The organism is Pseudomonas sp. CFBP 8771, assembly GCF_014841695.1.
Taxonomy (GTDB): domain Bacteria; phylum Pseudomonadota; class Gammaproteobacteria; order Pseudomonadales; family Pseudomonadaceae; genus Aquipseudomonas; species Aquipseudomonas baltica.
Map to the genome: position 1 here is coordinate 100,489 of NZ_JACYUJ010000006.1, position 13,575 is coordinate 114,063.

At 59.7% G+C, this 13,575-nt stretch carries 13 protein-coding genes; 10 read left to right on the forward strand and 3 right to left on the reverse strand.

Annotated elements, in window-relative coordinates:
* Genes recF through dnaA form a run of 3 tightly spaced genes read right to left on the reverse strand, consistent with a single transcriptional unit; the run spans position 1 to position 3,763 of the window.
* A complete protein-coding gene (gene recF, locus IFT80_RS14945) occupies positions 1-1,104 on the reverse strand; it encodes a DNA replication/repair protein RecF (RefSeq protein ID WP_122480044.1) in 1,104 nt (367 codons plus the stop codon).
* Between the two features lie 11 nt (positions 1,105-1,115).
* Positions 1,116-2,219, reverse strand: coding sequence for a DNA polymerase III subunit beta (gene dnaN / locus IFT80_RS14950; RefSeq protein ID WP_122480043.1), 1,104 nt, complete (start codon positions 2,217-2,219; stop codon positions 1,116-1,118).
* Between the two features lie 38 nt (positions 2,220-2,257).
* Complete coding sequence (gene dnaA / locus IFT80_RS14955) at positions 2,258-3,763, reverse strand: chromosomal replication initiator protein DnaA (RefSeq protein WP_192055176.1); 1,506 nt, start codon at positions 3,761-3,763, stop codon at positions 2,258-2,260.
* 623 nt (positions 3,764-4,386) lie between these two features.
* On the opposite strand from dnaA, the gene rpmH reads away from it, so the two are divergent.
* The 10 genes from rpmH (at position 4,387) to IFT80_RS15005 (ending at position 13,566) form a co-directional block, all read left to right on the forward strand.
* Positions 4,387-4,521 (forward strand): 50S ribosomal protein L34, encoded by a 135-nt coding sequence (gene rpmH / locus IFT80_RS14960; protein ID WP_043192020.1) that lies wholly within the window; start codon positions 4,387-4,389, stop codon positions 4,519-4,521.
* A gap of 13 nt (positions 4,522-4,534) precedes the next feature.
* Positions 4,535-4,939 (forward strand): ribonuclease P protein component, encoded by a 405-nt coding sequence (rnpA, locus tag IFT80_RS14965; protein ID WP_049860458.1) that lies wholly within the window; start codon positions 4,535-4,537, stop codon positions 4,937-4,939.
* Entirely contained in the window at positions 4,932-5,177 is a 246-nt protein-coding gene (gene yidD / locus IFT80_RS14970) for a membrane protein insertion efficiency factor YidD (protein WP_192137804.1), read from the forward strand. The genes rnpA and yidD overlap by 8 nt, the downstream gene beginning before the upstream one ends.
* Before the next feature lie 2 nt (positions 5,178-5,179).
* Entirely contained in the window at positions 5,180-6,865 is a 1,686-nt protein-coding gene (gene yidC / locus IFT80_RS14975; protein ID WP_185794627.1) for a membrane protein insertase YidC, read from the forward strand.
* A 79-nt stretch (positions 6,866-6,944) separates the two neighbouring features.
* Complete coding sequence (mnmE, locus tag IFT80_RS14980; protein WP_122480039.1) at positions 6,945-8,315, forward strand: tRNA uridine-5-carboxymethylaminomethyl(34) synthesis GTPase MnmE; 1,371 nt, start codon at positions 6,945-6,947, stop codon at positions 8,313-8,315.
* Positions 8,316-8,776: 461 nt separating this feature from the next.
* Positions 8,777-10,675, forward strand: coding sequence for a tRNA uridine-5-carboxymethylaminomethyl(34) synthesis enzyme MnmG (gene mnmG / locus IFT80_RS14985; protein WP_185794629.1), 1,899 nt, complete (start codon positions 8,777-8,779; stop codon positions 10,673-10,675).
* Between the two features lie 5 nt (positions 10,676-10,680).
* Complete coding sequence (gene rsmG, locus IFT80_RS14990) at positions 10,681-11,319, forward strand: 16S rRNA (guanine(527)-N(7))-methyltransferase RsmG (RefSeq protein WP_192137900.1); 639 nt, start codon at positions 10,681-10,683, stop codon at positions 11,317-11,319.
* Between the two features lie 18 nt (positions 11,320-11,337).
* Positions 11,338-12,129, forward strand: a complete 792-nt coding sequence (locus IFT80_RS14995) for a ParA family protein (RefSeq protein ID WP_122480037.1) — start codon at positions 11,338-11,340, stop codon at positions 12,127-12,129.
* Between the two features lie 8 nt (positions 12,130-12,137).
* The gene (locus IFT80_RS15000; protein ID WP_122716089.1) at positions 12,138-13,010 is read left to right on the forward strand and encodes a ParB/RepB/Spo0J family partition protein; all 873 of its coding nucleotides are present in this window, start codon (positions 12,138-12,140) and stop codon (positions 13,008-13,010) included.
* A gap of 148 nt (positions 13,011-13,158) precedes the next feature.
* Complete coding sequence (locus IFT80_RS15005) at positions 13,159-13,566, forward strand: F0F1 ATP synthase subunit I (protein ID WP_122796674.1); 408 nt, start codon at positions 13,159-13,161, stop codon at positions 13,564-13,566.
* Positions 13,567-13,575: the final 9 nt, after the last annotated feature.

Here is a 13,575-nt window from a genome sequence, read left to right on the forward strand (position 1 = left end):
TCACTCCCGATGATCGTGGGTCTGGGTAATACCGCCATGTTCCACGTGGAACACGGCAACTGGCGTTTCCGTTTGCCAGCCTTCCCTCAATAATTCTTGATCCACACAGGTGATGAACACCTGGCAGCGTAATTCTTCCAGCAAGCGGCACAATGCGCGACGATGTTTCTCGTCCAGTTCGGAGGGCAAATCGTCTACCAGATAGATGCATTGCCCTCGGCGGGCCTGGCCTACCAGATGGCCCTGGGCAATGCGAAGTGCGCATACCACCAGTTTCTGCTGACCGCGCGACAAGATGTCAGCCGCATTATGGGCGCCCATTCTGAGGCGAAGATCAGCACGTTGAGGTCCAGCCTGGGTATGCCCCATCTGCTGGTCTCTCAACAACGAACCTGCCAATACATCGGCAAGCTCGCGATCCTTGTCCCAACCGCGGTAATAGCTCAGCGTCAACCCATCGAGCTGCACCAACTCGGCGAGTGTCTGTTCGAACACAGGCTTCAGCGCCTTGATGTAAGCACGGCGGTACTCGTCGATTTCTGCACTGGCAAGACAGAGTTCACGGTCCCACGCCGCTTGCGAAGCAACGTCAAGTGTACCATGCCGAAGCCACGAGTTCCGTTGCTTCAAGGCCTTCTGCAGGCGCTGCCAGGTCGACATGAAGCGAGGTTCCACGTGGAACACACCCCAGTCGAGAAACTGTCTGCGAATTTTAGGCGCGCCTTCCAACAGCCGAAAGCTGTCGGGATTTATCAACTGCAGCGGAAGTATCTGGGCAAGCTGGGCTGCGCTTCGCGCATTCTGGCCATCTATGCGAATGGTGAAATCGCCTTGGCGCTCTCTGGATATCCCCAGATTGCTCTGTCCACCTTCGGCCAGTTCGACTTGCCCGAACACCGTAGCGCTCGCCTGATCGTGCTGGATGATCGGCACCAGGCGCGTACTGCGGAAAGATCGAGCCAGACCCAGCAAGTGAATAGCTTCCAGAACACTGGTCTTGCCACTGCCGTTGGCGCCATAAAGAATGTTGATGCGCGGGGAGGGGGAGAAGGTCACCGGGTGCAGGTTGCGCACCGCAGTGACTGTGACGCGGGTAAGGGACATTCAGGCAGGGGTCAGAGGCGCATCGGCATGACGACATATGCCGAGTCGTCGTTGTCCGATTCCTGCACCAAGGCGCTGCTGTTGGAATCGGACAGAATCAGGCGCACCTGCTCCGTCGTCATCACGCCCAGCACGTCGAGCAGATAACTGACGTTGAAGCCGATCTCCAGCGCGCCGCCGTTATAGTCCACGGCCACTTCTTCTTCCGCTTCTTCCTGCTCGGGGTTGTTGGCCTGGATCTTGAGCTGACCGGCCGCCAGTTGCAAACGGATGCCGCGGTACTTTTCGTTGGACAGAATAGCGGTGCGGCTGAACGCTTCACGCAATGCCTGGCGATCTCCGACCACCAACTTGTCGCCACCTTTGGGCAACACGCGCTCGTAGTCGGGGAACTTGCCATCGACCAGTTTGGAGGTGAAGGTGAACTCACCGGTGGTAGCACGGATGTGGTGCTGGCCCAGCACGATGCTGACGTTGCCATCAGGCTCGGTCAGCAGGCGGGCCAACTCCAGGATACCTTTGCGCGGCACAATCACCTGATGCCGATCGGCCTGGCCAATGTCGGCTTGCATCGAGCACATGGCCAAGCGGTGTCCATCGGTTGCGACGGCGCGGATGATACCTGCCGATACTTCCAGCAGCATGCCGTTGAGGTAATAGCGAACGTCCTGTTGAGCCATGGCGAAACTGGTGCGCTCGATCAACCGGCGCAGCTTGCTCTGGACCAGGCTGCACGTCAGCGAACCCGGGCCTTCCTCGACCGTCGGGAAATCATTGGCCGGCAATGTCGACAAGGTAAAACGGCTGCGCCCGGCTTTGACCACCACCTTCTGTTCATCGACCTTGATGTCGATCAGGGCGTCGTTGGGCAAGCTCTTGCAGATGTCCATCAACTTGCGCGCGGGCACCGTGATCTCGCCAGGCTCGGCGGGCTCTTCCAGCTGTACGCGGCCAACCAGTTCCACTTCCAGGTCGGTACCGGTCAGGGACAACTGCTGCCCCTGAACGACCAGCAGCACGTTGGAAAGCACAGGCAAGGTCTGGCGGCGTTCGACGACGCCGGCGACCAGCTGCAGGGGTTTCAACAGGGCTTCGCGTTGAATGGTGAAATGCATGGTCTAGTCCCTTGCCTCAAAAGCTGCGTAGTGAATGTTCACGTGGTCAGGGTACGCAGCAGGTTCTTGTAGTCCTCGCGGATATCCGCGTCGGATTCCTTGAGTTCGTTGATCTTGCGGCAGGCGTGCAACACGGTGGTGTGATCACGGCCACCAAACACATCGCCGATTTCCGGCAGGCTATGGTTGGTCAGTTCCTTGGACAACGCCATGGCCACCTGCCGCGGTCGCGCCACCGAGCGTGAGCGGCGCTTGGACAGCAGATCGGAAATCTTGATCTTGTAGTACTCGGCCACCGTGCGCTGAATGTTATCCACACTCACCAGCTTGTCTTGCAGTGCCAGCAAATCCTTGAGCGACTCGCGGATCAGCTCGATGGTGATTTCTCGGCCCATGAAGTGCGAGTGCGCAATGACCCGCTTGAGGGCACCTTCGAGTTCGCGGACGTTGGAGCGAATCCGCTGGGCAATGAAGAACGCCGCGTCATGGGGCAACTCAACCTTGGCCTGATCCGCCTTCTTCATCAGGATCGCGACTCGCGTCTCGAGTTCCGGTGGTTCGACCGCCACTGTCAAACCCCAGCCAAAGCGCGACTTCAGGCGCTCTTCGAGCCCTTCGATTTCCTTGGGGTAGCGATCGCTGGTCAGGATGACCTGCTGGCCGCCCTCGAGCAGCGCATTGAACGTATGGAAGAACTCCTCCTGGGAGCGCTCCTTGCGAGCGAAGAACTGAATGTCATCGATCAGCAGCGCATCGACCGAACGATAGAACCGCTTGAATTCGTTGATCGCGTTCAGCTGCAGCGCCTTGACCATGTCGGCCACGAATCGCTCGGAATGCAGGTAGACGACCTTGGCATTCGGATTCTTCTTGAGCAGATGGTTACCCACAGCATGCATCAAGTGCGTTTTACCCAGACCCACACCGCCATAAAGGAACAGCGGGTTGTAGCCATGCTTGGGATTGTCCGCAACCTGCCAGGCAGCGGCGCGCGCCAACTGGTTGGATTTACCTTCGACGAAGTTTTCGAAGGTAAAGGTGCGATTCAGATAGCTGGTGTGCTTGAGCGCACCTTCTACCTGCACGGTGCGCTGCTCGGCACGTACGGGTGCCGGTTGCGAGCTGGCGCCGGCCATGGGGTCGAAACTGTCCCGCGAGGGTTCCTCACTGACCGAAGGCTTGGAAACAGCCTCTACAGGCGCAACTGCAGGCACGGCAGTCACCGGGGCCGCCTGCGCCTGGCTTGCCGCTGCAGAGGCTGCCAGCGGGGCGTTGAATGCAGCGCGGGGCGTCGAGCTGCGGCGGCTGCCGATCAGCAACGAAAGCGCCGGCGCGAGTCCGTTGCCGTGCTCACCCAACAGTTCGAGAAGTCGTGTCAGGTACTTCTCGTTTACCCAGTCCAGCACAAAGCGGTTGGGCGCGTAGACCCGCAACTCGTCGCCTTCGGCTTCGACCTGTAGCGGACGGATCCAGGTGTTGAATTGCTGGGCAGGCAGTTCATCGCGCAGGAGTTCCACGCACTGCTGCCAAAGTTCCACTGACACAGGTATCCCCTGAATTGAAAGCCGGCAAGGCAAAAACAACCCCCATTGTACCGACGCTCAGCACACTTATCCACATGTAGGTCCGACCACTGGCCTGGAAAGCGTGAAAAAACCGCTGTTCAATGCCTCGAAATCTGATTCCTGAGCTCTGTGGATAATCTGGCTTGAGATCTATGCACAAGTGGGGGTCGAGATCTGTGGATAACAGCCCTGTGGATATCCTCGTCTTTAATCCACAGGTTGTCCTTAGCATCGACACAGGCGCAGCACCTCTTCTGGACAGGGTTGCGAATCCCCAGGACGCACGGGCAGCAAGGGCTGAAGGTAGTTATCCACAGAAAAGGGCCTCACTAAGATCTATAAGCATTACAGAAAAGCTTTAAATAAGTCCCTTCTCTATTTCTATATTTGATCGGCTCTGGTGTGTCATACGCAGGCTTGGAAACAGGAGGCGGATGAATCGAAGGTGAGGGTCGATGTCTACGTGCAGCGCAGGGTTCTGATAAACGATGCAAAAGTAATAGCTGGTTGGAAATTGACCTTCTGCCGCGCTTTCACTAGAATCGCCGGTCTCTTAAAACGGGGTCCATTCCGGCCCGTTGTGGACGAACCAGGTAACAACCATGAAACGTACTTTCCAACCCAGCACCATCAAGCGCGCTCGCACTCACGGTTTCCGTGCCCGCATGGCTACCAAGAACGGCCGTACCGTCCTGTCGCGTCGTCGCGCCAAGGGCCGCAAGCGTCTGGCAGTTTGATCCTTCGGCACAGGTGGTGAGTCAGGACTACGGTCGGGAAAAGCGTCTGCTGACAGCCCGGCATTTCAAAGCAGTCTTCGACTCGCCGTCTGGCAAGGTACCCGGCAAGAACTTGCTGCTCCTTGCGCGTGAGAACGGCCTCGAACATCCCCGTCTGGGGCTGGTCATCGGTAAAAAGAGCGTCAAGCTCGCCGTTCAACGCAATCGCTTGAAACGTTTGATGCGTGACTCGTTCCGTCTGCACCAGGACATACTGGCTGGCTGGGACATCGTCATCGTCGCGCGCAAAGGTTTGGGCGACGTGGAAAACCCTGAATTGCATGAGCATTTTGGCAAGCTCTGGAAGCGCCTTGCACGTAACCGGCCCGCTCCAGTGGTGAAGACCGAACCTGCAGGAGTGGACAGTCAAGATGCGTAAACTGGCAATCGTTCCGATCCAGTTCTACCACTACGCCATCAGCCCTCTCATGGCGAACCACTGTCGTTTTTATCCCAGTTGTTCTTGCTACGCGCTCGAAGCCATCGAGATCCACGGCCTCTTGCGTGGAAGCTGGCTGACCGTTCGTCGCCTTGGCCGCTGTCACCCATGGAATGCCGGTGGTTTCGACCCGGTTCCAGACGCCCCATCACCCCGTTCTTCTTCGATAGCCGAGTAATCATGGATATTAAACGCACGATCCTGATCGTCGCCCTGGCAGTCGTGGCCTACGTCATGGTCCTGAAATGGAACCAGGACTACGGTCAAGCCGCCTTGCCGACTCAGAATATGGCTACCCAGAACCCGACCCCGGCATTGCCGGAAACGGTACCGGGCACCAACACTCAAGCCAGTGCCGATGTACCCAGCGCCAATCCTGATGCCAATCTGCCTGTGCCGACCCCTGTCGTGGTCAGCAAGGACCTGATCTGGGTCAAGACCGACGTGCTCAACTTCGCTATCGATCCTACCGGTGGTGATATCGTCCAGCTGAACCTGCCCGAGTACCCTCGGCGCCAGGACATGCCGAACATTCCATTCCAGTTGTTCGACAACGGTGGTGAACTGACCTACCTGGCCCAGAGCGGCCTGACCGGTGCGAACGGCCCGGATGCGCGTTCCACAGGGCGCCCCGTGTACAGCGCGACGCAAAAAAGTTATCAACTGGCCGAGGGTCAGAACCAGCTGGTAGTCGACCTGACCTACAGCGACAACGGCGTCAACTACGTCAAGCGCTTCACGGTCGACCGCGGCGAATACGACCTGAAAGTCGGCTACCTTGTGGATAACCAGAGCGCGCAGAACTGGAGCGGGAACATGTTCGCCCAGCTCAAGCGAGACAACAGCGCCGATCCATCGTCGACTACGGCCACCGGTACCGCGACCTACCTGGGTGCGGCCCTGTGGACAAGTGGCGAGCCTTACAAGAAAGTGTCGATGAAGGACATGGACAAGGCCGGCCTCAAGGAAACCGTGCAAGGTGGTTGGGTAGCCTGGCTGCAGCACTACTTCGTGACGGCCTGGATCCCTGCTCCCGGTGACAGCAACAACGTCATGACGCGCAAGGACAACCAGGGCAACTACATCATCGGCTACACCGGTCCGACGTTGTCCGCCGCACCAGGTGGCAAAGTCGAAACCACAGCCACCCTGTATGCCGGTCCGAAGGTACAGGACAAGCTCAAGGAGTTGTCCCCAGGCCTGGAGCTGACCGTCGACTACGGCATCCTGTGGTTCATCGCACAACCGATCTTCTGGCTGCTCAAGCACATCCACGCGATCCTGGGTAACTGGGGCTTCTCGATCATCTGCCTGACCATCCTGATCAAGCTGCTGTTCTTCCCCTTGTCGGCCGCCAGCTACCGGTCGATGGCGCGCATGCGCGCCGTTGCGCCGAAACTGGCATTGCTCAAGGAGCAGCATGGCGACGATCGCCAGAAGATGTCGCAGGCCATGATGGAGCTGTACAAGAAAGAGAAGATCAATCCGCTGGGTGGCTGCCTGCCGATCCTGGTGCAGATGCCGGTCTTCCTGTCCCTGTACTGGGTACTGCTGGAAAGCGTCGAGATGCGTCAGGCACCTTGGCTGCTGTGGATAACCGACCTGTCGATCAAGGATCCGTTCTTCATCCTGCCGATCATCATGGGCGCGACCATGTTCATTCAGCAGCGCTTGAACCCAACGCCTCCGGATCCGATGCAGGCGAAGGTGATGAAGATGATGCCGATCGTGTTCACCTTCTTCTTCCTCTGGTTCCCGGCCGGCCTGGTACTGTACTGGGTAACCAACAACACCCTGTCGATTGCCCAGCAGTGGTACATCACGCGCGGTATCGAGAAAGCTGCGGCAAACAAACCTGCCGTTTAACGGGTTGCTCGACTAACCTGTGCACAAAGCGCCCCCTCGTGGGGCGTTTTGCTATCTGAAATTCGACCGGAGTATCTGCATGAACGTCGTTCGCGAAACCATCGCTGCCATTGCCACAGCCCAAGGTCGCGGTGGAGTGGGGATCGTGCGTATCTCCGGACCACTGGCCAGCGCGGCTGCCCAGGCGATCATCGGCCGTGTGCCAACGCCTCGCTACGCTCACTACGGCCCAATGCTCGACGCGCAGTGCCAGGTCATCGACGAGGGCCTGAGCCTGTACTTCCCCGGGCCCAATTCGTTCACCGGCGAGGACGTGCTCGAGCTGCAAGGCCACGGTGGGCCTGTGGTGATGGACATGCTGCTGCAGCGCTGTCTGCAATTGGGCTGCCGCCTGGCACGTCCGGGCGAATTCAGCGAGCGTGCATTCCTCAACGACAAGCTCGACCTGGCCCAGGCCGAGGCCATTGCCGATCTCATCGAAGCCAGTTCCGCCCAGGCGGCGCGCAACGCCGTGCGTTCGCTGCAAGGGGCGTTTTCCCGCCGTGTGGATAACTTGACCGAGCAGCTCATCGCGTTGCGTATCTACGTCGAGGCCGCTATCGACTTTCCCGAGGAGGAAATCGATTTCCTGGCCGATGGTCATGTACTGAGCCTGCTCGACAAGGTACGGGGCGAGTTATCCACCGTGCTGCGGGAAGCCGGGCAGGGGGCCTTGCTGCGTGATGGCATGAACGTGGTCATCGCCGGTCGACCGAATGCCGGCAAGTCGAGCCTGCTCAACCTGCTGGCCGGACGCGAAGCCGCGATCGTGACGGAGATTGCCGGCACGACCCGGGACGTGTTGCGCGAACATATCCACATCGATGGCATGCCGTTGCACGTGATCGACACCGCGGGGCTACGCACCACGGCCGATGAAGTCGAGCAGATCGGCGTGCAGCGAGCGCTGAAGGCCATTGCCGAGGCCGATCGTATCCTGCTGGTGGTGGATGCGACGGCCGCCGAAGCGGCCGACCCGTTTGCGCTCTGGCCGGAGTTCCTCGAGCTCACGCCCGATATCGGCAAAGTCACGGTGATTCGCAACAAGGCGGACCTGAGTGGGGAACCCATCGGCCTGCAGCAGGACGGCGACGGACACGTCACCTTGAGCTTGACTGCCAAGGGGGCGGGCGAGGGGCTGGAGTTGCTGCGCGAACACCTCAAGGCCTGCATGGGGTACGAACAGACCGCAGAAAGCAGCTTCAGCGCACGTCGACGTCACCTCGAAGCCTTGCGCCATGCCGGCGACCACCTTGACCATGGACGTGATCAATTGACCCTGGCCGGTGCCGGCGAGCTGTTGGCCGAAGACCTGCGCCTGGCGCAGCAAGCCTTGGGTGAAATCACCGGAGCATTCAGTTCAGATGATCTGCTGGGACGCATCTTTTCGAGCTTCTGCATCGGCAAGTAGGCGTGCAAGCACCGCCACGACCCTCGCGTGAAACCGATCAACAGCCGCCTTTCGAGGCGGCTTTTTTTTATACATGCTTCAGGAGCCCTGTGGAAAAGCCCGCCTGAGCCAGGTTGATAAGCGGGTCCGAAAGCTGATGATAAATCCGCCTGTGGGTAAGCAACCGTGTTACCCACAGGTTAATTTCGGTTATACACCGGGCTCATGAACAGCTGAACACAACCTTTAATTTCTCTATACAGCACGAGTACAGAGGGTTTCAGAACCTTATCCACAGATTTGTCGTTGCATAGTAATAAACATAAAAACAAAGCTTTAATAAATCTCTCTCTTTTAATTTCTATTACTCGGTCTATCCACAGCTGGTTATTTTTTGTGCAGAAGGGTTCTTTAGCCGAGGCAAATTCCCTATACTGCGCCGCTATCCCAATTACCCACATTGAACAGGCACGAGGTGCGTGGTGGATTTCCCTTCCCGTTTTGAAGTGATCGTCATCGGCGGCGGTCATGCCGGTACCGAGGCAGCACTGGCCTCAGCACGCATGGGTGCAAAGACCCTGCTGTTGACGCACAACGTGGAAACCCTCGGTGCCATGAGTTGCAACCCGGCCATCGGCGGCATCGGCAAGAGCCACTTGGTAAAGGAGATCGATGCGCTCGGCGGTGCCATGGCACTGGCTACCGACAAGGGTGGCATTCAGTTTCGCGTGCTCAACAACCGCAAGGGCCCAGCGGTACGGGCCACCCGTGCCCAGGCCGACCGGGTCCTGTACAAGGCGGCGATCCGCGAAATCCTGGAGAATCAACCCAACCTGTGGATATTCCAGCAGCCGGCAGACGACCTGATCGTCGAGCAGGACGAGGTAAAGGGCGTGGTCACCCAGATGGGCCTGCGCTTCATGGCCGATTCCGTGGTGCTCACCACCGGTACCTTCCTGGGCGGGCTCATCCACATCGGTTTGCAGAATTATTCGGGTGGGCGTGCGGGCGATCCGCCGTCGATTGCCCTGGCCCATCGCCTGCGTGAACTGCCCCTGCGAGTAGGCCGGTTGAAGACCGGTACACCGCCGCGCATCGACGGCAAGTCCGTGGACTTTTCGGTGATGACCGAGCAGCCGGGCGATACCCCGATCCCGGTGATGTCGTTCATGGGATCCAAGGCACTGCATCCGCGCCAGGTCAGTTGCTGGATCACCCATACCAACGCGCGCACCCATGAAATCATCGCGGCCAACCTCGATCGCTCGCCGATGTATTCGGCAGCCGGTGAAATCGAAGGCGTAGGTCCACGGTACTGCCCGTCGATCGAAGACAAGATTCACCGCTTCGCCGACAAGCAGAGCCATCAGGTGTTCATCGAGCCGGAGGGGCTGACCACCCACGAGCTGTACCCGAACGGTATTTCCACGTCCCTGCCGTTCGATGTGCAGCTGCAGATCGTGCGTTCGATCCGTGGCATGGAAAACGCACACATCATGCGTCCCGGCTACGCCATCGAATACGACTACTTCGATCCGCGCGATCTCAAGTACAGCCTCGAAACCAAGGTGATCGCCGGTCTGTTCTTCGCTGGGCAGATCAACGGCACCACCGGCTACGAAGAGGCCGGCGCGCAGGGGTTGCTGGCCGGCGCCAACGCGGCGTTGCGTGCACAGGGCAAAGACGCCTGGTGCCCGCGCCGGGACGAGGCCTACATCGGCGTGCTGGTCGATGACCTGATCACCCTGGGCACCCAGGAGCCGTACCGGATGTTCACTTCGCGGGCCGAGTATCGCCTGATCCTGCGCGAGGACAACGCAGACCTGCGCCTGACCGAAAAGGGTCGCGAGCTGGGCCTGGTCGACGACGCCCGTTGGGCAGCGTTCAGTGCCAAGCGCGAAGCCATCGAAATCGAGGAACAGCGGCTCAAAAGCACCTGGGTCCGACCGAACACTGCCGTGGGCGATGCGCTTGCCGAGAAATTCGGTACGCCGTTGACCCATGAATACAACCTGCTTAACCTGCTCAGCCGTCCGGAAATCGACTATGTCGGTCTGGTCGAAGTCACCGGTGGCGGCGCGCAGGATCCACAGGTGGCCGAACAGGTCGAGATCAAGACCAAGTACGCCGGGTACATCGATCGTCAACAGGACGAGATCGCCCGGCTGCGTGCCAGCGAAGACACTCGTCTGCCTGTGGATATCGACTACGTCGGCATCTCCGGGTTGTCCAAGGAAATCCAGGGCAAGCTGGGCGCCACTCGTCCCGAGACCCTGGGTCAGGCATCGCGTATACCGGGTGTGACGCCCGCTGCCATTTCGCTGTTGATGATTCATCTGAAAAAACGCGGCGCAGGCCGTGAGTTGGAGCAAAGCGCTTGAGTTCCATGGTCACCGAACAGCACCGCGAAGAGTTGTCCACAGGCGCCCGGCAATTGGGCGTCGAACTGTCCGAAGCCCAGCGCGAGCAGCTGTTGGCCTACCTGGCCCTGTTGATCAAATGGAACAAGGCGTACAACCTGACGGCGGTGCGCAATCCCGACGAGATGGTTTCCCGGCACCTGCTCGACAGCCTGAGCATCCTGCCGTACCTGGCAGCGGCCGACAGCTGGCTGGATGTCGGCAGCGGCGGCGGCATGCCAGGCATCCCGCTGGCGATCATGTTTCCTGAAAAACGGATCGCCACGCTCGACAGCAATGGCAAGAAAACCCGCTTCCAGACCCAGGTGAAACTGGAGTTGGGATTGGCCAACCTGAAAGTTATCCACAGCCGCGCCGAAACCTTCGTCCCCGAGCAACCTTTCGCCGGTATCGTTTCCCGCGCGTTCAGCAGCCTGCACGATTTTGCCCACTGGACACGCCACCTGGGCAACGGCGACACGCGCTGGTTGGCGATGAAAGGGCTGCATCCAGCTGACGAACTGGTAGCATTGCCAGCGGACTTCCACCTTGATAGCGAACACGCCTTGGCCGTCCCCGGTTGCCAAGGCCAACGCCATCTGCTGATACTGCGCCGCACGGCATGATTGGGAACACGAGCAATAATGGCTAAGGTATTCGCGATAGCGAACCAGAAAGGTGGTGTGGGCAAGACCACCACCTGCATCAACCTCGCAGCATCGCTGGTCGCGACCAAGCGCCGCGTGCTGCTGATCGACCTCGATCCGCAGGGCAACGCCACCATGGGTAGCGGAGTGGACAAGCATGCACTTGAAAACTCCATCTACGACGTGCTGATCGGCGAGTGCGACCTGGCCCAGGCCATGCACTTCTCCGAGCACGGCGGGTATCAGTTGCTGCCGGCCAACCGCGACCTGACGGCGGCCGAGGTGGTCCTGCTGGAAATGCAGATGAAAGAGAGCCGGCTGCGCAGTGCGCTGGCGCCGGTGCGCAACAACTACGACTACATTCTGATCGACTGCCCGCCCTCGCTGTCGATGCTGACCCTCAATGCGCTGGTGGCGTCCGATGGCGTGATCATTCCGATGCAGTGCGAGTATTTCGCCCTGGAAGGGCTGAGCGACCTTGTGGACAACATCAAGCGCATCGCCGAACTGCTGAATCCGGACCTCAAGGTCGAGGGTTTGCTGCGGACCATGTACGACCCGCGCCTGAGCCTGATGAACGATGTGTCGGCGCAGCTCAAGGAGCACTTCGGCGACCAGCTCTACGATACCGTCATCCCGCGCAACATTCGTCTGGCCGAAGCTCCCAGCTATGGGATGCCGGCGCTCACGTACGACAAATCGTCACGCGGCGCCCTGGCCTACCTGGCACTGGCTGGCGAGATGGTTCGTCGGCAGCGTCGCCAATCTCGCACCGCTGCAGTCATTTAAGGAATCCAATGGCCGTCAAGAAACGTGGTCTCGGGCGTGGGCTGGATGCGCTGCTCAGCGGTTCGACCGTCAGTGCGCTCGAAGAGCAGGCCGTCACGGTCGACCAGAACGAGTTGCAGCATTTGCCCCTGGACGTCATCCAGCGCGGTAAATACCAGCCACGTCGGGACATGGACCCGCAGGCGCTCGAAGAGTTGGCGCACTCGATCAAGACCCAGGGCGTGATGCAACCGATCGTGGTACGGCCGGTGGCCAACTCGCGGTTCGAGATCATCGCCGGGGAGCGCCGCTGGCGCGCCGCGCAACAGGCCGGCCTGGAGACCATTCCGGCCATGGTTCGCGATGTGCCCGACGAAGCCGCGATCGCCATGGCATTGATCGAAAACATCCAGCGCGAAGACCTCAACCCGGTGGAAGAGGCCATTGCCCTGCAACGCCTGCAGCACGAGTTCCAGTTGACCCAGCAGCAGGTGGCCGATGCGGTGGGCAAGTCGCGGGTCACCGTGGCCAACCTGCTGCGCCTGATCGCCTTGCCTGAAGTGATCAAGACCATGCTGTCCCACGGCGATCTGGAAATGGGGCATGCGCGCGCGTTGCTCGGTCTGCCGGACGAACAGCAGGTCGAAGGGGCGCGACACGTTGTCGCACGCGGTTTGACCGTGCGCCAGACCGAAGCCCTGGTCAGGCAGTGGCTCAGTGGCAAACCTGAGCCCGTGGAGCCGGCCAAAGCCGACCCGGACATCACCCGGCTGGAACAGCGCCTGGCCGAGCGGCTGGGCTCTGCGGTGCAGATTCGCCACGGACAGAAGGGCAAGGGCCAGTTGGTGATCCGCTATAACTCGCTGGACGAGTTGCAGGGTGTGCTCGCACACATTCGCTGAAACAATTCCCTATGTAGCGCGCAGTCGGAAATCACTACCCGGCAGTTGAATAGGGGCGGAAGCGCCCCTATACTCTGCGCGCATTTTGTCGGCACAATTTATGCCAAGTTAAGGCTTATGGCACGTCGACCATTGAGGAGTCGCCACGATGGAAACCCGCACGCCAAACCGCCTGCCGTTCCATCAATGGGTCGTTTTCCCGATGTTGTTGGCGCAAGGTGTCGTCGCGTTGCTGGCAGCTCTGGTGCTGTGGCAATGGCTCGGGGCGGTCAGCGGTTATTCGGGTCTCTGCGGAGGCCTGATCGCCTGGTTGCCCAATCTGTATTTCGCCTGGAAGGCATTCCGGTTCACCGGAGCCCGGGCCGCACAAGCCATCGTCCGGTCGTTCTACGCCGGCGAGGCTGGCAAGCTGATTTTGACGGCAGTGCTGTTCGCACTGACGTTCGCAGGAGTGAAACCACTGGCGCCGCTGGCTGTATTCGGCGTCTTCGGGTTGACCCAACTGGTCAGCTGGTTCGCACCCCTGCTCATGAAAACAAGACTTTCGAGACCTTAGGGCGTTTGA